Source organism: Streptomyces sp. NPDC059917 (assembly GCF_042730635.1).
In the GTDB taxonomy this organism is placed as follows: Bacteria; Actinomycetota; Actinomycetes; order Streptomycetales; family Streptomycetaceae; genus Streptomyces.
Genome location: NZ_JBHWLC010000033.1, coordinates 57,360 through 77,512, shown reverse-complemented (window position 1 = coordinate 77,512; position 20,153 = coordinate 57,360). Strand labels below are relative to the sequence as shown.

Here is a 20,153-nt window from a genome sequence, read left to right as displayed (position 1 = left end):
CGCGGGTGTGACCGCGGCCCATAATTCAGCTGTGGGCGAACACGCCACTTCCGGGTCGACTCCGGAGGGGTCGCCGCCCGCGAAGGGCAAAGTTTCGGCCAAGAAACCCGCGGTGAAGAAAGCGGGAACGGCGACGGCCGCGAAGGAAGCGAAGACGGCGAAGGCGGCGAAGGCGGCGGCGGCCGGGGAAGCGAAGGTGCGGCCCGTGAAGAAGGCGAAGGCGGAGAGCCACCTCGGCATGGTCCGGCGCGCCCGCCGGATCAACCGCGAACTGGCCGAGGTCTATCCGTACGCCCATCCGGAGCTGGACTTCCGCAACCCCTTCGAGCTGCTCGTGGCCACCGTCCTGTCCGCGCAGACCACCGACCTGCGGGTGAACCAGACGACCCCGGCCCTCTTCGCGGCCTACCCCACCCCCGAGGACATGGCCGCGGCCGTGCCCGAGGAGCTGGAGCAGATCATCCGGCCGACCGGGTTCTTCCGGGCGAAGGCCAAGTCGCTGCTCGGCCTCTCCGCCGCCCTGCGGGACCGCTTCGGCGGCGAGGTGCCGGGCCGCATCGAGGACCTGGTCACCCTGCCCGGCGTGGGCCGCAAGACGGCCAACGTGGTCCTCGGCAATGCCTACGGGGTCCCCGGGATCACGGTCGACACCCACTTCGGGCGCCTGGTGCGCCGGTGGAAGCTGACCGAGCAGGAGGACCCGGAGAAGGTCGAGGCGGAGATCTGCGCGATCTTCCCGAAGAGCGAGTGGACGATGCTCTCGCACCGGGTCGTCTTCCACGGCCGCCGGATCTGCCACTCCCGCAAGCCCGCCTGCGGCGCCTGCCCGATCGCGCCGCTCTGCCCGGCGTACGGCGAGGGCGAGACCGATCCGGAGAAGGCGAAGCTGCTCCTGAAGTACGAGATGGGCGGGCATCCGGGCCAGCGGCTGACCCCGCCCGCCGACTATCCGGGCCGTCCGGCGGCCCCGCTCGGCGCGGGGTCGTGAGGCGGCGGCCCATGGCGATGTCCAAGGCGATGTCCATGTCCATGTCCACGCCTACGTCCACGCCTACGTCCATGTCCATGTCCACGTCCACGTCGATGGGGCGAGGAACGAATCCGGCCACGGACCGCGTTGTCCCGGTGTCGGAAGTACAGGAGCAAGGGTGCCCATGACGCGCGGGACGCAGGACGACAGCGTGACCACCGAGATCCGGGCCCGCACCGGGAGCGGTGGCGCCGGTGACGGGGTCGACGTCAGCACGCACGGGCTGCCCGGCTGGCTCGACCCCGTGGTCACGGCCGCCCGGACCGTCCGGCCGACGCAGCTGAGCCGCTTCCTGCCCCCCGAGGACGGCGCGGGCCGCCAGTCCGCCGTCCTGGTCCTCTTCGGCGAGGGCCCCCGCGGCCCCGAGCTGCTGCTGATGGAGCGCGCGGGCACCCTGCGCTCCCACGCGGGCCAGCCGTCCTTCCCCGGCGGCGCCCTCGACCCCGCGGACGGCGATCCCCAGACCACCGGCCCGCTGCGCGCCGCCCTGCGCGAGGCCGAGGAGGAGACCGGGCTGGACCCGTCGGGCGTGCAGCTCTTCGGCGTGCTGCCCCGGCTCTACATCCCGGTGAGCGAGTTCGTCGTGACCCCCGTCCTCGGCTGGTGGCGCGAGCCCAGCCCGGTCGGGGCCGTGGACCTCGCGGAGACCGCCCGCGTCTTCACGGTTCCCGTGGCGGATCTCACGGACCCCGCGCATCGGGTCACCGTCGTGCATCCCGGCGGCTTCCAAGGCCCCGCCTTCCAGGTCGAATCGGCTCTGGTCTGGGGTTTTACCGCCGGTGTGATCGACCGGATCCTGTATTTCGCCGGCTGGGAGCAGCCGTGGGACCGCTCGCGCAAGGTCCCCCTCGACTGGCGCGCATGAGACGGTGGCCCACGTGAACGTGCTGGACATCCTGTTGCTGGTCGCCGCCGTGTGGTTCGCGATCGTGGGCTACCGCCAGGGCTTCGTCGTCGGCATCCTGTCGGTGACCGGCTTCCTCGGCGGTGGTCTCATCGCCGTGTCCCTGCTCCCGCTCGTCTGGGACCAGGTGACGGACGACAAGGCCAAGGTGTCCACCACCATGGCCGTCGTCGCGGTGGTCATCGTCATCGTCTGCGCCTCGATCGGCCAGGCCTTCACCACGCACCTGGGCAACCGGCTGCGCCGCTACATCACCTGGTCACCGGCCCGCGTGGTCGACGCGACCGGCGGCGCCCTGGTGAACGTCATGGCGATGCTGCTGGTGGCGTGGCTGATCGGTTCCGCGCTGGCCGGGACCTCGCTGCCCACGCTGGGCAAGGAGGTCCGCAACTCCAAGGTGCTCCTCGGCGTCTCGCGGGTGCTGCCCGACCAGGCCAACACCTGGTTCTCGGACTTCAGTTCCGTGCTCGCGCAGAACGGTTTCCCGCAGGTCTTCAGCCCGTTCTCGAACGAACCGATCACCGCGGTGAAGCCGCCGGACCCCGCGCTGGCCAGTAGCCCCGTCGTCGAGCGCGCCAAGCGCTCGATCGTCAAGGTCGTCGGTACCGCGCCCAGTTGCAGCAAGGTGCTGGAGGGCTCGGGCTTCGTCTTCGCGCCCGGCAAGGTCATGACGAACGCGCACGTCGTCGGGGGCGTCGGCGAGCCGACCGTGCAGATCGGCGGCGAGGGCAAGCTGTACGACGGCAAGGTCGTGCTCTACGACTGGGAGCGCGACATCGCCGTCCTGGACGTGCCCAAGCTGAAGGCGCCGCCGCTCGAATTCGCCGAGAAGGACGCGGCGAGCGGGTTCGACGCGATCGTCGCCGGCTTCCCGGAGAACGGCGCGTACGACGTCCGCCCGGCCCGCGTCCGCGGTCGGATCAATGCGAACGGCCCGGACATCTACCACCGCGGCACCGTCCGCCGCGACGTCTACTCGCTCTACGCGACGGTCCGCCAGGGCAACTCCGGAGGCCCGCTCCTGACGCCCGACGGCAAGGTGTACGGGGTCGTCTTCGCGAAGTCCCTCGACGACGCGAACACCGGGTACGCCCTGACGGCGGACGAGGTCCGCGACGACATCAGGAACGGGCGGACGGCCGAGCGCCGGGTCGACAGCCAGGGCTGCGCCCTGTGAGCCCGCGCGGCGCGGGACCCGCCTGAGCGGGATCCGCGCCGCGGGACCCGTCTACGTTCGTTGATGGCGCAGGCGGGCCGAGACCCAGCGGGCGCGGCGGCGCAGGATCAGCGGAATTCCGAGTCGGGGGTCGTGGCCGAAGCCTTGTCGACCGACCCTCTCGTGGGTGCCCGGCGCGGCGGCCGAGCGTCGTTCGCGTGCGGAGTCACCGTAGTCGTGCGTCCAGCCCATACTTCGACCTCTGCCCGTGCCCCAAGGTCCGTAATCGCTTCGGAGTCGGCCAATTGGCCTATGCGGCGGGCAAGTGAACGAGTGTCGCACGCCCGTTCCGGGCGGGAAGGCCCCGTCGGGCTCCGGTCCCCGTGCCGTCGACGGTCCGTCAAGGACCCCGCACGGCGCCGCTGGTGGGCGACGAACGGGAGGTCAGCGGTCCGGTTCGGGGTCCTTGAGCCAGTTCACCAGCTCGGTCGAGAAGAGGTCCGGCGCCTCCTCGTGCGGGAAGTGCCCGAGGCCGTCGAACAGCCGCCACCGGTAGGGGGCTTCGACGTACTGCCCGGAACCGGCGGCGCTGCGCGTGCGCATCACCGGGTCGAGCGAGCCGTGCACGTGCAGCGTGGGCACGCGCACCGGCCGCTTCATCCGGCGGTTGAACTGGAGCCCGTCCGGCCGGGCCATCGACCGCATCATCCAGCGGTAGGGCTCGATCGAGCAGTGCGCGGTGGACGGGATGCACATCGCGCGCCGGTAGGCGTCGATCGCCTCGTCGTCCACGACGGCGCCGGAGCCCTCGCGCGGCAGCGGCCCGGACCACTCGCGGATCAGCTCGCCGACCAGTGCGCCCCCGTCGGCGACGAGCTGGCGCTCGGGGACGAACGGGCGCTGGAAGCCCCAGATGTGCGAACTGGCGCGGGTCTGCCCGAAGTCGGACAGCATCGCCGAGCGCCAGCGGCGCGGGTGCGGCATCGAGGAGACGACGAGTCGGCGCACCAGCTTGGGCCGCATGACGGCGGCGGTCCAGGCGAGGTACCCGCCCAGGTCGTGACCGACCAGCGCGGCGTCGGGCTCGCCGAGCGAGCGGATGACGCCGGTGACGTCCAGCGCGAGGTTGGCGGGATCGTAACCGCGCGGGGTGCGGTCGCTGCCGCCCACCCCGCGCAGGTCCATCGCCACCGCGCGGTAACCGGCGTCGGCGAGCGCCACCAACTGGTGGCGCCAGGTCCACCAGAACTGCGGGAAGCCGTGCAACAGCAGGACCAGCGGCCCCTCGCCCAGCTCGGCCACGTGGAACCGGGCGCCGTTGGCGGCGACGTCCCGGTGGGTCCAGGGGCCGTCGATCCGCACCGGCGAGGCAGCCGGGGGCGGGGTGCTGCTGGGGTCCGGTGTGGGCGCTGTCATGAAGACGAGCGTGCCACACCCACCGCGGTGTCACTGACCGGCCGCGGGTGCGGCTTGACGGTGCCGACGAGCGCCGCGGTCTGCTTGACGGAGGCGATGGAGCGCTCCGGCGGCTTGACCTTCTTGAACTTCGACACGGCGAGCAGTGCGAGCAGGCCCGCGAGCAGCAGGAACGCTCCGCCGACGATCAGGAACGACCAGGCGAGGCCGAGGCCGAGGGCGTGGATCCCGTACGCGGCCGCGAAGCTCAGCACCGGCAGCGAGAAGATTCCGAGCACCCCGGCGATACCGATGGCGGTGCCACCGATGCCCACGCGCTTGACGTCCTGGCGCAGCTCCGCCTTCGCGAGGGCGATCTCGTCGTGCACCAGGGCGGACATCTCGGCGGTGGCCGAGGCGACCAGCTGACCGAGTGTGCGCTCGGCTCCTTGCGCCCCTTGGTCCACTGCGCTCATCGCTCTCTCCCTCATTCGTCTGCCGGCGACGGCTGTCCTCCGTCAGTCAGATCATGCCGGACGGTCGCCTCCGGCGGGGGACCCGGTGGCCCCGGCGGTGGCCGCTTCCGCCCCCTCGGCTCCGGTGGCGGGGTCGGCGGCCGCGGCGGCCGTCGCCCTGCGCCGGTGCTCGGCGGCCTTGTCCTCGTAGATCTTCGCCATCCGCAAGTGGTACTCCGGCTTGTCCTCCTCGTAGATGTCCGGGATCCCGTCGAGGTCCTCGTCGCGCTCCTCGGCGTCGGTCAGCGCCCGGTACTTGCGGTTGCGGAGCTTGAGCAGCACGCCCGCGAAGACGGCGGCGATCAGTGAGCCGATCAGGACGGCGGCCTTCACCTCGTCGGTGAGGACCGGGTCGCCGGTGAAGGCGAGTTCGCCGATCAGCAGCGAGACGGTGAATCCGATGCCGGCCAGCGAGGCGACGGCGAAGACGTCGGGCCAGGCGAGGTCGTCGTTCAGCTCGGCCTTGGTGAAGCGTGCGGCCAACCAGGTGCCGCCGAAGATGCCGACGGTCTTGCCGACGACCAGGCCGAGCACCACGCCGAGGGTCTCGGGCCGGGTGAAGACCTGCGCGATGGAGTCGTCGGAGAGGGAGACGCCCGCGGAGAAGAGGGCGAAGAGCGGCACGGCGAGACCGGCGGAAAGGGGGCGCACCAGGTGTTCGATGTGCTCGCCGGGGGAGTGCTGCTCGCCGTCCTTGCGGTGGCACCGCAGCATCAGGCCCATGGCCACGCCGGCGATGGTCGCGTGCACGCCGCTGTTGTACATCAGGCCCCAGACGACCAGGGCGAGCGGGACGTAGACGTACCAGCCGCGGACGTTCTTGCGCAGCAGGAACCAGAAGAGGACGAGGCCGAGGAACGCGCCGCCGAGGGCCAGGAAGTTGATCTCGCTGGTGAAGAACACCGCGATGATCAGGATGGCGAACAGGTCGTCGACGACGGCGAGGGTCAGCAGGAAGGCGCGCAGGGCGGAGGGCAGCGAGGTCCCGATGACCGCGAGCACGGCGAGCGCGAAGGCGATGTCGGTGGCGGTGGGGACCGCCCACCCGTCCGTCGAGCCGTCGCCGAAGGTGGTGACCAGTACGTAGACCAGCGCGGGAACGGCCATGCCGCAGACGGCGGCGATCACCGGCAGCGCGGCCGCCTTGGCGTCGCGGAGGTCGCCGGCGACCAGCTCGCGCTTGAGCTCGATGCCGGCGACGAAGAAGAAGACGGCCAGGAGGCCGTCGGCCGCCCAGTGCTGGAGCGAGAGGTCCAGGCCGAGGGAGGCGGGGCCGATGTGGAAGCCGCGGACGCTGTCGTAGCTGTCGGCGAGGGCGGGGATGTTCGCCCACATCAGGGCGGCGATGGCGGCCACCAGGAGCAGGACGCCGCCGACGGTCTCCGTGCGCAGGGCCTCGGCCACGAAGCGGCGCTCGGGCAGCGAGAGCCTGCCGAGGAGCTTGCGGCTGGACGGGTCGCTGGTCTGGGGCGCGGCCACGTGGGGACCTCCGGGTCGGTTGGACGGCATGACGAAGCACGTTGCCGACCAGACTTCCCGGCGCACCCTGTGGACCAATTATTTACGCTCTTAATACTTTACAGGGGGTACGCAAGGGATGTATCCGGCGATCATCACCTTAAGTGCGAAAGGGGCGTCCGGCGCGTTGTGCGCCGGATGCCCCCTTCGGTGGAGCGGTCCTTCTACGGACCGGTCGTTCAGTCCTCGCTGCCCGCGCTGGGCAGCTGGGTCTGGATCAGGTCCATGACCGAGGAGTCCGCGAGCGTGGTGACGTCGCCGACGGCCCGGTTCTCCGCCACGTCGCGCAGCAGGCGGCGCATGATCTTGCCGGAGCGGGTCTTCGGCAGTTCCTGGACGGGCAGGATGCGCTTCGGCTTGGCGATCGGGCCGAGGGCGGCGCCCACGTGATTGCGCAGCTCCGCGACCAGGGTGTCGCTCTCGGCGGCGCTGCCGCGCAGGATGACGAAGGCCACGATGGCCTGACCGGTGGTCTCGTCCGCCGCGCCGACCACGGCCGCCTCGGCGACCGCGGGGTGCGAGACGAGGGCCGACTCGACCTCGGTGGTCGAGATGTTGTGGCCGGAGACCAGCATCACGTCGTCGACCCGGCCGAGCAGCCAGATGTCGCCGTCGTCGTCCTTCTTGGCGCCGTCGCCGGCGAAGTACTTGCCCTGGAAACGGGACCAGTAGGTGTCGATGAACCGCTGGTCGTCGCCCCAGATGGTGCGCAGCATCGAGGGCCACGGCTCGGTGAGGACGAGGTAGCCGCCACCGCCGTTGGGTACCTCGTTGCCCTCGTCGTCCACGACGGTGGCGCCGATGCCGGGCAGTGCGCGCTGGGCCGAACCGGGCTTGGTCTCGGTGACACCGGGCAGCGGGGAGATCATCATCGCGCCGGTCTCGGTCTGCCACCACGTGTCGACGATCGGGCAGCGGTCGCCGCCGATGTTCTTGCGGTACCAGATCCAGGCCTCGGGGTTGATCGGCTCGCCGACCGAGCCCAGCACGCGCAGGCTCGACAGGTCGAACTTCGCGGGGATGTCGTCGCCCCACTTCATGAACGTCCGGATGGCCGTCGGCGCGGTGTAGAGGATGGTGACGCCGTACTTCTGCACGACCTCCCAGAAGCGCCCCTGGTGCGGGGTGTCCGGGGTGCCCTCGTACATCACCTGGGTGGCGCCGTTGGCGAGCGGACCGTAGACGATGTAGGAGTGCCCGGTCACCCAGCCGATGTCGGCGGTGCACCAGTAGACGTCGGTCTCCGGCTTGAGGTCGAAGACGGCGTGGTGGCTGTACGAGGCCTGCGTGAGGTAGCCGCCCGAGGTGTGCAGGATGCCCTTCGGCTTCCCCGTGGTGCCCGAGGTGTAGAGGATGAAGAGCGGGTGCTCCGCGTCGAAGGCCTCGGGGGTGTGCTCGGCGGACTGGCGGCCGACGATGTCGTGCCACCAGACGTCCCGGCCCTCGGCGAAGGCGGTGTCCTGGCCGGTGCGCCGTACGACGAGCACGTGCTCGACCTGCGGACACTTGGCCACGGCGTCGTCGATGGCGGGCTTGAGCGCGGTGGCCTTGCCGCGGCGGTAGCCGCCGTCGGCCGTGATGACGACCTTGGCGTCGGCGTCCTGGATGCGGGAGGCGACGGCGTCGGCGGAGAAGCCGCCGAAGACCACGGAGTGGGCGGCGCCGACCCGGGCGCACGCGAGCATCGCGACGACGGCCTCGGGGATCATCGGCAGGTAGACGGCGACCCGGTCGCCGGTGCGCACGCCCAGCTCGGTCAGGGCGTTGGCGGCCCGGGAGACCTCGTCCTTGAGCTCGGCGTAGGTGATCGAGCGGCTGTCGCCGGGCTCGCCCTCGAAGTGGATGGCGACGCGGTCGCCGTTGCCGGCCTCGACGTGCCGGTCGACGCAGTTGTAGGCGACGTTCAGCTTGCCGTCCGCGAACCACTTCGCGAAGGGGGGGTTGCTCCAGTCGAGCGTCTCGGTGGGCTCCACGGCCCAGCTCAGACGACGTGCCTGCTCGGCCCAGAAGCCCAGCCTGTCCGCGTCGGCCTGTTCGTACGCCGCGGCGCCCACGTTGGCGGCGGTGGCCAGATCGGCGGGCGGTGCGAACCGCCGCTCCTCCTTGAGCAGGTTGGCCAGGCTGTCATTGCTCACGACATCTCCCTTTCCCAGGGTGTCCGTTGTGTCCCCGGGCATAGCTCATCAGGTCAGACACCCGGGTGACAAGACCTTGCCGCAAATTGGTTTAGACCTATACCACGGCGGGCCGGGTGCGCCGACCCCTTGGCGGGCAGGCACCGATGGCCCCGTCCCGCGACGGATCGCGGAAAGGGGCCATCGGGGGCGTTCGAGGAGGGAGCGTATCGGGTGTCAGGCGTGCGTGGCCGCCCTGGGCAGGGCGGGAGCATCCCGCTTGGCCGTTTTCGCCCCCTTGATGTCCGGCAGGACACTGTCGAAGACCCGGCAGTCGAAGAAGTCCTCGCCCGGCGACAGCAGATAGGCCTGCGCCTCGCCCACGTGGAAGTACATCCCGTGCAGCTCCAAGGTGCCCTCGGCGAGCCTGCGCGCCACCGATTCGTGCGCCCGCAGGTGATCCAGCTGCTGCACCACATTGGTCAGGCAGAGCTGCTCCACGGCGTCCGCGGGCAGCCGACCGGAGATCCGCACCCAGGGGTGGTGGCGACTGCCCATCCGCGCCAGGCTCGGCAGCCCGTGCCGCAGCCAGCGGCGCAGCGGGGTCATCGGCGCGCCCGGAGTCGCGTTGAGCAGCGCCTGCATCGCCCCGCAGCCCGAATGCCCGCACACGGTGATGCTGTCCACCCGGAGCACGTCCACCGCGTACTCGATGGCGGCCGCGACGGAGTCGTCCGTGGACTCGGCGCCCGGCAGCGGGACCAGGTTGCCGACGTTGCGCACGGTGAACAGGTCGCCCGGGCCGCTGGCCGTGATCATGCTGGTCACCAGGCGGGAGTCCGCGCAGGTCAGGAAGAGCTGCGAAGGACTCTGGCCCTCGCGCGCCAGGCGGGCCAACTCGTCGCGCACGTGGGGTGCGGTGTCCCGCTGGAAGGCGCCGATCCCGTTGGCCAGTTGACCGGCGCCGCGCCGCCGCGGCTCGGGGGCGGTCCGGGCGTTCTCCGCCCGATCGGGAGCGGAGGCGGCCGCTGCCGCCGCGGGCTCCGGCTCCGCCCGGTGGTCGCAGTGGTTCTGCCAGGGGGTCCAGGGGCGGCAGCAGTGGTGCGCCGCGCGCTGGGCGCGGTCGGCCTCGCCGATCCGGGCGCCGGAGCGGCCGGTGATCTCCACCGAACCCCCGTGCGCCAGGTGGGAGTCCTGCCAGTCCTGGAGGATCTCGTAGGCCGCGTGGTCGATGAAGGAGCCGTCCAGCTCGATCACGACGTGCCCGTGGTGCGGGATCTGACCCAGCACCCGGCTCAGCCGGGGCACGGCGAGGAAGGTCAACTGGCCCCGCGCCCACACCCGGTGGACCGTGCCGTCCTCCTGCACCTCCAGGGTGATCCGGGTGCGCGCCAGCCGGTGCAGGGCGATGGCGACGGCCACCGCGATGCCGACGGCCACGCCTTCGAGCACGCCTCCGAGCACCACGGCCGTGATGGTCGTGAGGTAGACGACGAACTCGCGGTGCCGGGTGACGTTGCGCAGCCGCGCGATGCTCGCCATCTGTACGCCCACGGCCATGACGAGCGCGGCCAGCGCGGCGAGCGGGATCAGGTCCAGTACGGGCACGAGCAGCCCGGCCGCGAGCAGCACCCAGAGGCCGTGCAGCATCGACGCCCTCCGGCTGACCGCGCCGGACTTGACGTTGGCCACGCTGCGGGCGGCCCCGCCGGCGACGGGCAGGCCGCCCAGCGCGCCGGAGACCATGTTCGCCAGGCCCTGGCCGCGCAGTTCGCGGTTCAGGTCGGCGCGCGCGGGGCGGCCGCCCGTGGCGCGGTCGGAGGCGATCAGCTTGTCGGTGGCCACCGCGGACAGCAGCGACTCCACACTGCCGACCAGGGTGACGGTCAGGACCGCCGCGAGGATGCCGAGGACGGGCCCCTCGGGCAGCTCCGGCAGGGTGTGGCTGCTCCAGGAGGGCAGGTCCACCCGGGGCAGGCTCAGTCCGCCGAGGGCCGCGAAGGCGGTGGCCGAGGCGACGGCCATGAGCGCGGCCGGGACCTTGCGCAGCGCCCGACCGGCCCTGCCGGGCAGCCGCGGCCAGGCGAGCAGCACGGTCAGGGTGAGCGCGCTGACGGCGAGGGCCCCCGGGTGGAGGTCGGCCAACTGGGCCGGCAGTCCCCGGACGTTGGCCACGGCGGAGCTCTGCGGGGTGCCGCCGAGCACGATGTGGAGCTGGGCGATCGCGATCGTCACGCCGACGCCCGCGAGCATGCCGTGGACGACGGCCGGGCTGACCATGAGGGCCGAGCGGGCGGTGCGCAGCAGGGCGAGGCCCAGCTGGCACAGACCCGCGAGCACGGTGATGGCGCAGGTGGTGCGCCAGCCGTAGCGCTGGATCAACTCGGCGGTGACGACGGTCAGTCCGGTGGCCGCTCCGCTCACCTGGAGCGGGGCCCCGCCGAACCGTCCGGCGACGATCCCGCCCGCCACCGCCGCCACGAGTCCGGCCTGGAGCGGGGCGCCGGTGGCGAGGGCGATGCCCAGGGAGAGGGGCAGGGCGATCAGGAAGACGGCGGCCGAGGCGGACAGGTCGGCGGTGAAGCCGGGCGGGAACCGGGGCGGAACCCCGGGTGGCGCCGCGGGCGGGGCGGCGTGCTGGTCGGGGCGCGTGGGGGCGCTGGCGGTCATGTCCCGTCTCCTCTGGGGGCAGGGGTGAAGCGGCGGGAGTCTCGACACCGGAGTCTCAACACTCGGTAAATGGATGGTAATGGAGAGTAAAGGCCATGCCCAGACATAGGGGTTGAATGGGCTACGAATTAACTCGCAAGGGTGATTAAGTATTTTGTCGGGCTTGTCATACCTATCCCGGGGTGGGGTGCGTGCGACGTTTCGGTCGGAAGCGCGGAACACCGAAACGGGCAAGGGATGAGGTGGGCGGATGATGGCCGCCACGAAGAAGATCGCCGGCGGCCTGGTCGCCACGGCACTGGCCCTGGGGGCGACCGGGTGCGGTGCCTCGGAGCCCGTCAAGCCGACCGGCTCCGCCGGTGGGCAGGTCAGGAAGGGTGCGGCGGCGCCGGAGGCGCCGGGCAGCGTGCTCCGGATGATCGGCGACGGCTCGACCTCTTACACGGGCCCGCAGCCGCATGTGACCAAGCCCGAGAAGCTCAAGCCCGGCGAGAAGCCGCCGCAATTCGTGGTCTTCTCCTGGGACGGGGCCGGCGAGGACAGCCAGAAGCTCTTCTCGCACTTCCGCGGGGTCGGCAAGCAGTACAACGCGCGGATGACGTACTTCCTCAGCGGCGTCTACATGCTCCCCGAGGAGAAGCGTTCCCTCTACACCGCTCCCCAGCACTCGTCCGGCCGCTCGGACATCGGTTTCGGTGATCTCCAGGGCATCAAGGACACCGCCGAGCAGGTCCGCGGCGCCTGGCTGGAGGGCAACGAGATCGGCACCCACTTCAACGGCCACTTCTGCGGCCCCGAGGGCGGCGTCGGCACCTGGTCGGTGGAGGAGTGGAAGAGCGAGATCAACCAGGCCAAGTCCTTCGTCAAGTCCTGGAAGACGAACACCCCGGCCCTCAAGCAGGAGAAGGCGCTCCCCTTCGACTACGACAAGGAGCTGATCGGCGCCCGGACCCCCTGCCTCGAAGGCCAGAAGAACTTCATGCTGGCGGCCAAGGACATGGGCTTCCGCTACGACTCGAGCGGCATCAGCAAGCAGATCTGGCCGAAGAAGACGGACGGCCTGTGGGACCTGCCGCTCCAGCTGGTGCCGATGCCGGGCCGTGCGTTCGAGACGCTCAGCATGGACTACAACTACCTGGTCAACCAGTCCGGAACGACCACCCAGGGCGACCCTTCGCAGCACGCCTACTGGGGTGAGCAGATGCGCGACGGCCTGATGAAGGCCTTCAACCGCGTCCACGACGGCAACCGGGCGCCGCTGATCATCGGCAACCACTTCGAGTCCTGGAACGGCGGCACCTACATGCGCGCCGTGGAGGACTCCATCAAGGGCATGTGCACGCAGAAGGACGTCCGCTGCGTCACCTTCCGCGACCTGGCCGACTGGCTGGACGCGCAGGACCCCAAGGCCCTGGAGTGGATGCGCACGCTCGACGTCGGCCAGGCGCCGAAGGAGGGCTGGACGAAGTTCCTGACGGCGGGCCCGCCGGCCACCCCGCCCTCCGCTCCCGCGGCGCCCGCGGGCGTCAAGCCGGCTGCGGAGTCGGCAGAGGAGAGCTGAGCGCCTCACCGGGCGCCCCGGTCCGCTGCTGACCCAGCCGCTCGTGCAGCACGAAGTCGGGGTCGATCTGGTCCGCCAGGTCGATCCCGGTCTTCGCGTTGCCCCAGCTCTCGGCGTTCCTCCGGTGGAAGTGCACCATCTGCGCGGTGTACCGGGCCCAGTCGCGTCCCGCGTACGAGTCGTCGGCCGCGTCCTGCAGCACCTGCAGGGCCACCCGGTTGCTCGCTTCCAACAGGTCGAAGGGGGCCGGACGGCCCTTCTCCATCGACCGTACCCAGTCGGAGTGCCCGACGGTGACGAGCAGGTCGTCCCCCACCTCGGCGCGCAGGAAGTCCACGTCGTCCTGGCCCTGGACCTTGTTCCCGACCACCTTGAGCGCGATCCCGAAGTCCCGCGCGTACTCCTTGTACTGGCGGTAGACGGAGACGCCCTTGAGGGTCGGTTCGGCGACCAGGAAGGTCATGTCGAAGCGGGTGAACATGCCGGAGGCGAAGGAGTCCGAACCGGCCGTCATGTCGACGACGACGTACTCGTCGGGCCCGTCCACGAGGTGGTTCAGGCAGAGTTCGACGGCCCCGACCTTCGAGTGGTAGCAGGCCACGCCCAGATCGGACTCGGTGAACGGTCCGGTCGCCATGAGCCGGACGTACTCGACGTCGCCCTCCTCGTGGCCGTCGAGCGTGACGGTGCGGGCGCACGCGTCGTAGACGGGGTTGTCCTCGGCGACGCGCAGCAGGCGCGAACCGGCGCCGGGCGGGGTGGTCTTGATCATCGCCTCGGCGGAGGCGATGCGGGGGTTGGAGCCGCGCAGGTACTCCTTGATCAGCGGCAGGTGCGCGCCCATGGCGGGCATCGCGGCGGCCTCGTCCTCGGTGAGGCCGAGCGCGGCGCCCAGGTGCTGGTTGATGTCGGCGTCCACCGCGACGACGGGGGCCTCATTGGCTGCGAGGTGGCGGATGAAGAGGGAGGACAGCGTGCTCTTGCCGCTGCCGCCCTTTCCCACGAAAGCGATCTTCATGTTCACCAAGCGTAGTCGGTTGATCGCACGTCGTGGTCGATGTGAGTGAAGAAGACCACTCCAAGGAGGGGTCGGTGCTATGGGTGGGCAGTGCGTAGGCTCCCTACTTATGAGTAGCGCTTCTGACCCGCTGGCCGCCCTGACGTCGCTCCCCGGCGTCCCGGACGCGGTGGACTCCGTACGCAAGGCCGTGGACCGGGTCTACGGGCACCGGGTGATGCGCCGACGCGCCGGGGAGATCACCTCGGAGGCCGCACTGCGCGCCGCGCGCGGCAGCGCCGCGCTGTCCGGAGCGGACTGGGCGCTGGAGGAGGTCCGGCGGCGCAGCGACTTCGGCTCGGAGGAGCAGGCGCGGACCGTCGGAGCGGCGCTGCGGCTCACCGCCGAGGCCGGGCAGCTGCTGAGCATCTGGCGGCAGTCGCCGATGCGGGTGCTCGCGCGGCTGCACCTGGTGGCGGTGGGGCAGGTCAAGGCGGGACCGCAGGGTTCCGGTACCGACCCGCACGCCGGTGACACCGTGGGGCGGCCGAGGTTGGCGGGCGAGCCGGTGGACGAGCCGCTGGTGACGCTCGCGCTGCCGGACGCGCAGGAGGTCGCGGGGCGGCTCGAAGGGCTGTCCGGCCTGATCATCGGCGGGAGTTCGGCTCCGGCCCTGGTCACCGCCGCGGTGGTGCACGGCGAGCTGCTGGCCCTGCGGCCGTTCGCTTCGTACAACGGCCTGGTCGCGCGGGCGGCCGAGCGGATCGTCCTCATCAACAGCGGCCTCGACCCGAAGGCGATCTGCCCCGCGGAGGTCGGCCACGCCGAGCAGGGGTCGGCGGCGTACCTGGCGGCCTTCGAGGGCTACGTGTCCGGGACCGCGGAGGGGATGGCCGCCTGGATCGCGCACTGCGGGCGGGCGGTCGAGCTGGGTGTCCGCGAGTCGACGGCGGTGTGCGAGGCGCTCCAGCGCGGGGCGGCCTGAGGGGCACGGCCCGGGGGGTCGGTCGCTCGGTCCGGGAGGCGTGGGGCCCGGGAGGCGTGCGGCCGACAAAGGGATGCGGCGACACCGTCCTGCTTTGGTGTCGCCGCTGGCATTTACGCCCAGTTACCAAGCGTCCTCGAAGTTTGCCCATCAGGTCGGGAACTCTGCCCGTCACCTGGTGCGGCTGGCCCGTAATCGACGGGTCGACGTCGCGTGGGTGCTCGGCGTTCATGCGTTCTGCTCGGTCCGTGGGCCTTACTGCGGTTAAAGATGATCCTCTCGGATGTTCTTTGGTCTCGCGGGCCGTTGACTCATTTGTACCCCGCTTCCGAGGTAAGTGGAACCCCTAGCCTCACTTCTTTACTTTCCCGGGCGTACCGGTGTGAATCGGACAGGCCGTATCCGTGCTGGTCAGGGCCGTCGCCGACGGGTGCGGGCGGGCCGGGTTTCCGGGTGGAGCCGGACCGGGAGGCGGTCCGGGCTCGGGGTGGGGTCGGGTGCGGGGCGGGGTCAGGCCGAACGGGTCACCGTGGCGAGGGCGTTCGCCCGGCGGCGGCTGGCGTACCAGACCAGGCCCGCCGTGGCCGCGGCGGCGCCGACGGCCGCGGCGGCGATCAGGGCGGGTCGGGCCGGCATGGAGAGTCCGGGCAGCCGTTGCTTGAGCCGGACCGGGCGGTTGAAGACCAGGACCGGCCACTCGCGGGCGATCGCCTCGCGCCGCAACGTCCGATCGGGATTGACCACGTGCGGGTGGCCCACCGCCTCCAGCATCGGGATGTCCGTCACAGAGTCGCTGTAGGCGTAGCAGCGCGCGAGGTCGTAGCCCTCGGATTCGGCCAACTCCCGTACCGCCTCGGCCTTGGTGGGCCCGTAGGCGTAGTACTCGATCTCGCCGGTGAAGCAGCCGTCCTCGCCGACCACCATGCGCGTGGCGACCACCCGGTCGGCGCCGAGCATCGCGCCGATCGGCTCGACCACCTCCGCGCCCGAGGTGGACACGATCACCACGTCGCGGCCCGCGGTGTGATGGGCCTCGATGAGCGAGGCGGCCTCGTCGTAGATGATCGGGTCGATGAGGTCGTGCAGGGCTTCGGCGACGATCTCCCGGACCTGCTGCACGTTCCACCCCTTGCAGAGCGCGGAGAGATACTCCCGCATCCGCTCCATCTGATCGTGGTCGGCGCCGCCGGCCAGGAAGATGAACTGGGTGTACGCGGTGCGCAGCACCGCTCGCCTGTTGATCAGGCCGCCTTGGTAGAAGGACTTGCCGAACGTCAGGGCGCTCGACTTCGCAATGACGGTCTTGTCCAGGTCGAAGAAGGCGGCGGTGCGAGGCAAGGAGTGCGGCAAGGGCTGATTTTCCACGCCCCGAGCATATGCGCCCACCATTCGGCGTAAGGTGTGGCGCGTGGGTTTGCCTAAGAAGGCTCTCGGGTACACCATGGAAGTCACGGATCGTTCGCGACCGTGCTAACCCGGTCTGGCTCCTCCCCCCCCGAGTCGGACCGTGGGGACGACCCCCGCTCTCCCCCCCGGCGGGGGTCGTCGCATGTCCGGACGCGGTTCGCGTCCCTGCCTTCGGCCCCAAGTGATCATTCCTCTGGCCCCCTTCGCTCGGTGGGCCTGTGTGGCGAAGGCCCTTACCTCCCCAGACGCGTGACGGTGCGTAGTCGTTCCACGGCGCTCTGAACTCACTCGTGTGGGTGTCGGAGTTATTCACAGGCGAGTTCCTGTCCACAGTTTTCGAGCAAGATCCACTTGATTTCCCCTCATCGCTGCACGGTGATTCCGGGCGTGAAGTCCACGACCCGGGATTTGCTGTGAGAAATGGGTGGAGATCATGGCTGGATCGTTCGCCGGATCGACGACTGGTACGTCGGTCGGCTCTTCGTTTGGTTCTTCGTCCGGCGCGTCGGCGGCGCCGGTGGCCGACCGGGTCGCCGGGTCGCGGGGCCGGGGGCGGCGGGGCGGCCCCGGAATCGGTGCGAGGGCCCGTTCGGGGCGGGCCCAGTCGGCTTCCGCCGGTGGTCGGCCGGGGTGGCGGGGCGGTGGTCCGCGGTCCGGGACGCTCGGTGGTGGTGGCCGACCACTGATCATCACGGAGGACCCGCTGCTGCTCGACGACCTGCTGCGGCTGTGCGCCGCCGCGGGGGCCGAGCCGCACGTGGCGCACTCGGTGCCCGAGCAAAGCGGAACGGCGTGGCCCCCGGGGCCTGATGGAGTCGACGAAGCCGTCGGAGCCATCGGAGCCATCGGAGGCGTCGGATCCGGTGGATCCGTCGGGGCTGATCGTGGTGGCGCGGGTCCCGACGGCGTCGCGGGGGTCGGCTGGGAGGCCGCGCCGCTCGTCCTGGTCGGAGACGACGCCGCCCGGCGGGTGCGCGGGGCGCCCCGCAGGGACGGGGTGTTCCTCGTCGGCCGGGATCTGGACGATCCCCTGGTGTGGCAGCGGGCGGTGGAGATCGGGGCCGAGGAGGTCCTGTGGCTGCCGGACGCCGAGGGACGGCTCGTCGACCGCATCGCGGATGTGGTGGAGGGCGCCGGACGGCCCGCGCTCACGGTCGGGGTGATCGGCGGGAGCGGCGGCGCCGGGGCGTCCACGCTCGCCTGCGCCCTGGCGGTGCGGGCCGCCGCCTCCGGGGAGCGGACCCTCCTGATCGATGGTGACCCGCTGGGCGGCGGGATGGACGTGCTGCTCGGGGGTGAGGGCGCGGACGGGCTGCGCTGGCCGGACTTCGCCGGCTCGCGCGGCCGGGTCGGCGGAGACGCGCTGGCCGAATCACTGCCGGAACTGCACGCCTTGCGGGTGCTCAGCTGGGACCGGGGCGACCGCGTGGTGGTGCCGCCGGCCGCGATGCGGTCCGTGGTGGCCGCCGCGCGCCGTCGGGGCGGGGTGGTGGTGGTCGACCTGCCGCGCCGGGTGGACGAGGGAGTGGCGGAGGTACTGGCCCAGCTGGACCTGGTGCTGCTCGTGGTGCCGGGCGAGCTGCGGGCGGTGGCCGCCGCCGGGCGCGTGGCGGCCGGGGTGCGGATGGTGGCCCGGGACGTGCGGGTGGTGGTCCGGGGGCGGTTGCCGGGCGGGCTGGACGCCGAGGCGGTGGCCGAGCTGCTGCGGGTGCCGCTGGCCGGGGAGGTGCCGCTGGAGGTGGGGCTGCCGGGGCGGGTGGCCGAGGGGGAGACGCCCGGGGCGCGCTCCCGGGGTGCGCTGGCGCGGTTCTGCGACGGCTTCTGGGAGCGGGTGTCCGTCTCCGGCGGTCAGGGGGTGACGGGATGACCGCCGGGTTGCTGGACGCGGTGCGCCAGCGGCTCGCGGAGAGCGGTGCGGAGCCGACCCCGGCCCGGGTGGCGGCGGCGCTGCGGGCCCAGGGGCGCCTGTTGGGGGACGCGGAAGTGCTGGGGGCCGCCGAGGAGTTGCGGTGCGAGTTGGTCGGCGCGGGGCCGCTGGAGGCGCTGCTGGCCGATCCCGGAGTGACGGACGTCCTGGTGGCGGCGCCCGACCGGGTGTGGGTGGATCGGGGCGGAGGGCTGGAGTTGACCTCCGTGACCTTCGCGGACGCCGAGGCGGTGCGCAGGCTCGCGCAGCGGCTGGCCGCCGTCGCGGGGCGCCGGCTCGACGATGCGCGGCCCTGGGTGGACGCACGGCTGCCGGACGGCACCCGGCTGCACGCGGTGCTGCCGCCGGTCTCGGTGGGCTCGGCCTGTCTGTCGCTGCGCGTGGTGCGGCTGCGGGCCTTCACCCTGGACGAGCTGGTGGCCGCGGGGACGCTGCCACCGGGTGGGCAGCGGCTGCTCCGGGCCATGGTCGAGGCCCGGCTCTCCTTCCTGGTCTCCGGGGGCACCGGGACCGGGAAGACCACCCTGCTCTCCGCGCTGCTCGGGCTGGTCGGGCCGGGCGAGCGGATCGTCCTGGCCGAGGATTCGGCGGAGCTGCGCCCGGACCATCCCCATGTGGTGCGGTTGGAGGCCAGACCGGCCAACCAGGAGGGCGCGGGCCTGGTCACCTTGGCCGATCTGGTCCGCCAGGCGCTGCGGATGCGCCCGGACCGGTTGGTCGTGGGCGAGGTGCGCGGGCCCGAAGTGGCGGACCTGCTCGCCGCGTTGAACACCGGGCACGAGGGCGGCTGCGGGACGGTCCATGCGAATGCCGCCGGGCACGTACCGGCGCGGATGGAGGCGCTCGGGAGCGCTGCCGGGCTGGACCGGGCCGCCCTGCACAGCCAGTTGGCGTCGGCGCTGTCCTTGGTGATCCACCTCGTCCGGGACCGTGGCGGGCGGCGCCGGGTGGCCGAGGTGCACGTGCTGGAGCGGGACCCCGCCGGATTGGTGGTGACCGTACCGGCGCTGCGTTGGGGACCGCGCGGCTTCGTCCGGGAGGCGGGCTGGGAGCGGCTGCGCCCGCTGCTGGGAGGGGTCCGGTGAGCGCGGGGACGTCGCTGGTGTCGGCTCCGGTGTTCGCGGCGGCGCTGTGCGGCGGGGCGGCGGCCTGGTCGTTGGCCGGGGGCGACCGGGGGCCCCGGCGGGCCCGGCTGTTGCTGGCCGGGGCGGGGCCGGTGGTCCCCGGTGGACCGGTGCCGTGGGAGCGGGTGCTCGCCGCCGCGCGGGCAGGGGTGGCGCGCCGGCCGGAGTGGGGCGCGCTGCTGGTGGGGCTGGTCCTCGCGGTGCTGGGCCGGTCGGTGATCCCGCTCGTCGCGGGAGTGGTGGCGGTGCCGCTGGTGCGCGGACTCCTGCGGGTGCGTCGGCGGGCCCGGGCGCGGCAGGCGCGGGCCGCGGAGGTGGTGGCGCTGTGCGGGGCGGTCGTGGCGGAGCTGCGCTCCGGGGCGCAGCCGGGCCAGGCGCTGACGGCGGCGATGCGGCGCACGGTGGCCGGACCGGGAGGTCCGGGCGCGGCGGAGGCGGGGTTGCTGGCCGCGGCGGCCTTCGGCGGGGACGTGGCCGGTGCGCTGCGGTCGGCGGCCCGGGAGCCGGGCGCGGAGGGGCTCGCCGGGATGGCCGCCTGCTGGCGGGTGTCGTTGGACGGCGGAGCGGGGCTGGCGGCGGGGCTGGAGCGGCTGGAGGGGGCGTTGCGGGCGGAGCGGGACCAGGAGGAGTCGCTGCGGGCCCAGCTGGCGGGGGCGCGGTCCACCGCGGTCGTGCTCGCGCTGCTGCCCGTGGTCGGTCTGCTGATGGGGACCGCGATGGGCGCCGATCCCGTGCGGGTGCTGCTCCACACGCCGCTGGGGCTGGGGTGTCTGGCGGTGGGCGGGGTCCTGGAGGCGCTGGGGCTGCTGTGGTGCCGGCGGCTGATGCGGGCGGGGGAGCGGTGATGGGA

The 20,153-nt window shown here is 72.1% G+C and carries 16 protein-coding genes; 8 read left to right on the top strand and 8 right to left on the bottom strand.

The features are described from left to right. The first annotated feature begins 112 nt into the window (after positions 1–112). The 3 genes from nth (at position 113) to ACFWAR_RS20455 (ending at position 3,111) form a co-directional block, all read left to right on the top strand. On the top strand, positions 113–988 hold the full coding sequence (gene nth / locus ACFWAR_RS20465; RefSeq protein WP_385779075.1) for an endonuclease III: 876 nt from the start codon (positions 113–115) through the stop codon (positions 986–988). A 166-nt stretch (positions 989–1,154) separates the two neighbouring features. Further along, positions 1,155–1,895 carry an NUDIX hydrolase gene (locus ACFWAR_RS20460; RefSeq protein ID WP_385779073.1) on the top strand — a complete coding sequence of 247 codons (741 nt, stop codon included), beginning with the start codon at positions 1,155–1,157 and terminating at the stop codon, positions 1,893–1,895. 13 nt (positions 1,896–1,908) lie between these two features. Beyond that, a complete protein-coding gene (locus tag ACFWAR_RS20455; RefSeq protein WP_385779070.1) occupies positions 1,909–3,111 on the top strand; it encodes a MarP family serine protease in 1,203 nt (400 codons plus the stop codon). A gap of 51 nt (positions 3,112–3,162) precedes the next feature. Here the strand turns inward: ACFWAR_RS20455 and ACFWAR_RS20450 are convergent, their stop codons facing one another. From ACFWAR_RS20450 to ACFWAR_RS20425, 6 genes are all read right to left on the bottom strand, one after another. Next, a complete protein-coding gene (locus ACFWAR_RS20450) occupies positions 3,163–3,342 on the bottom strand; it encodes a hypothetical protein (RefSeq protein WP_385779068.1) in 180 nt (59 codons plus the stop codon). 192 nt (positions 3,343–3,534) lie between these two features. Next, positions 3,535–4,506 carry an alpha/beta fold hydrolase gene (locus tag ACFWAR_RS20445; RefSeq protein ID WP_385779066.1) on the bottom strand — a complete coding sequence of 324 codons (972 nt, stop codon included), beginning with the start codon at positions 4,504–4,506 and terminating at the stop codon, positions 3,535–3,537. Beyond that, entirely contained in the window at positions 4,503–4,961 is a 459-nt protein-coding gene (locus ACFWAR_RS20440; RefSeq protein WP_354380702.1) for a phage holin family protein, read from the bottom strand. Before ACFWAR_RS20440 ends, ACFWAR_RS20445 begins: the two co-directional genes overlap by 4 nt. Before the next feature lie 51 nt (positions 4,962–5,012). Continuing rightward, positions 5,013–6,509, bottom strand: a complete 1,497-nt coding sequence (gene nhaA, locus ACFWAR_RS20435) for a Na+/H+ antiporter NhaA (RefSeq protein WP_385779063.1) — start codon at positions 6,507–6,509, stop codon at positions 5,013–5,015. 188 nt (positions 6,510–6,697) lie between these two features. Next, on the bottom strand, positions 6,698–8,695 hold the full coding sequence (acs, locus tag ACFWAR_RS20430) for an acetate--CoA ligase (protein WP_385779061.1): 1,998 nt from the start codon (positions 8,693–8,695) through the stop codon (positions 6,698–6,700). A gap of 174 nt (positions 8,696–8,869) precedes the next feature. Further along, positions 8,870–11,302 carry a SulP family inorganic anion transporter gene (locus ACFWAR_RS20425; RefSeq protein WP_385779059.1) on the bottom strand — a complete coding sequence of 811 codons (2,433 nt, stop codon included), beginning with the start codon at positions 11,300–11,302 and terminating at the stop codon, positions 8,870–8,872. A 250-nt stretch (positions 11,303–11,552) separates the two neighbouring features. On the opposite strand from ACFWAR_RS20425, the gene ACFWAR_RS20420 reads away from it, so the two are divergent. After that, the gene (locus ACFWAR_RS20420; protein ID WP_385779057.1) at positions 11,553–12,863 is read left to right on the top strand and encodes a hypothetical protein; all 1,311 of its coding nucleotides are present in this window, start codon (positions 11,553–11,555) and stop codon (positions 12,861–12,863) included. Here ACFWAR_RS20420 and ACFWAR_RS20415 read toward each other — a convergent pair. Continuing rightward, positions 12,829–13,881 carry an ATP-binding protein gene (locus tag ACFWAR_RS20415; RefSeq protein WP_385779055.1) on the bottom strand — a complete coding sequence of 351 codons (1,053 nt, stop codon included), beginning with the start codon at positions 13,879–13,881 and terminating at the stop codon, positions 12,829–12,831. The genes ACFWAR_RS20420 and ACFWAR_RS20415 overlap by 35 nt on opposite strands. A gap of 109 nt (positions 13,882–13,990) precedes the next feature. Here ACFWAR_RS20415 and ACFWAR_RS20410 point away from each other — a divergent pair, with 109 nt between their 5' ends. Beyond that, complete coding sequence (locus tag ACFWAR_RS20410; protein WP_385779053.1) at positions 13,991–14,845, top strand: oxidoreductase; 855 nt, start codon at positions 13,991–13,993, stop codon at positions 14,843–14,845. A gap of 510 nt (positions 14,846–15,355) precedes the next feature. On the opposite strand, the gene ACFWAR_RS20405 is transcribed toward ACFWAR_RS20410, so the two are convergent. Beyond that, complete coding sequence (locus ACFWAR_RS20405) at positions 15,356–16,234, bottom strand: HAD family hydrolase (protein WP_385779051.1); 879 nt, start codon at positions 16,232–16,234, stop codon at positions 15,356–15,358. Positions 16,235–16,685: 451 nt separating this feature from the next. Between ACFWAR_RS20405 and ssd the strand changes: the two genes are divergently transcribed. Genes ssd through ACFWAR_RS20390 form a run of 3 tightly spaced genes read left to right on the top strand, consistent with a single transcriptional unit; the run spans position 16,686 to position 20,148 of the window. Then, positions 16,686–18,119, top strand: a complete 1,434-nt coding sequence (gene ssd / locus ACFWAR_RS20400; RefSeq protein ID WP_385779049.1) for a septum site-determining protein Ssd — start codon at positions 16,686–16,688, stop codon at positions 18,117–18,119. Next, positions 18,116–19,264, top strand: coding sequence for a TadA family conjugal transfer-associated ATPase (locus ACFWAR_RS20395; protein ID WP_385779047.1), 1,149 nt, complete (start codon positions 18,116–18,118; stop codon positions 19,262–19,264). The genes ssd and ACFWAR_RS20395 overlap by 4 nt, the downstream gene beginning before the upstream one ends. Then, positions 19,261–20,148, top strand: coding sequence for a type II secretion system F family protein (locus tag ACFWAR_RS20390; protein ID WP_385779045.1), 888 nt, complete (start codon positions 19,261–19,263; stop codon positions 20,146–20,148). Before ACFWAR_RS20395 ends, ACFWAR_RS20390 begins: the two co-directional genes overlap by 4 nt. Positions 20,149–20,153 lie beyond the last annotated feature (5 nt).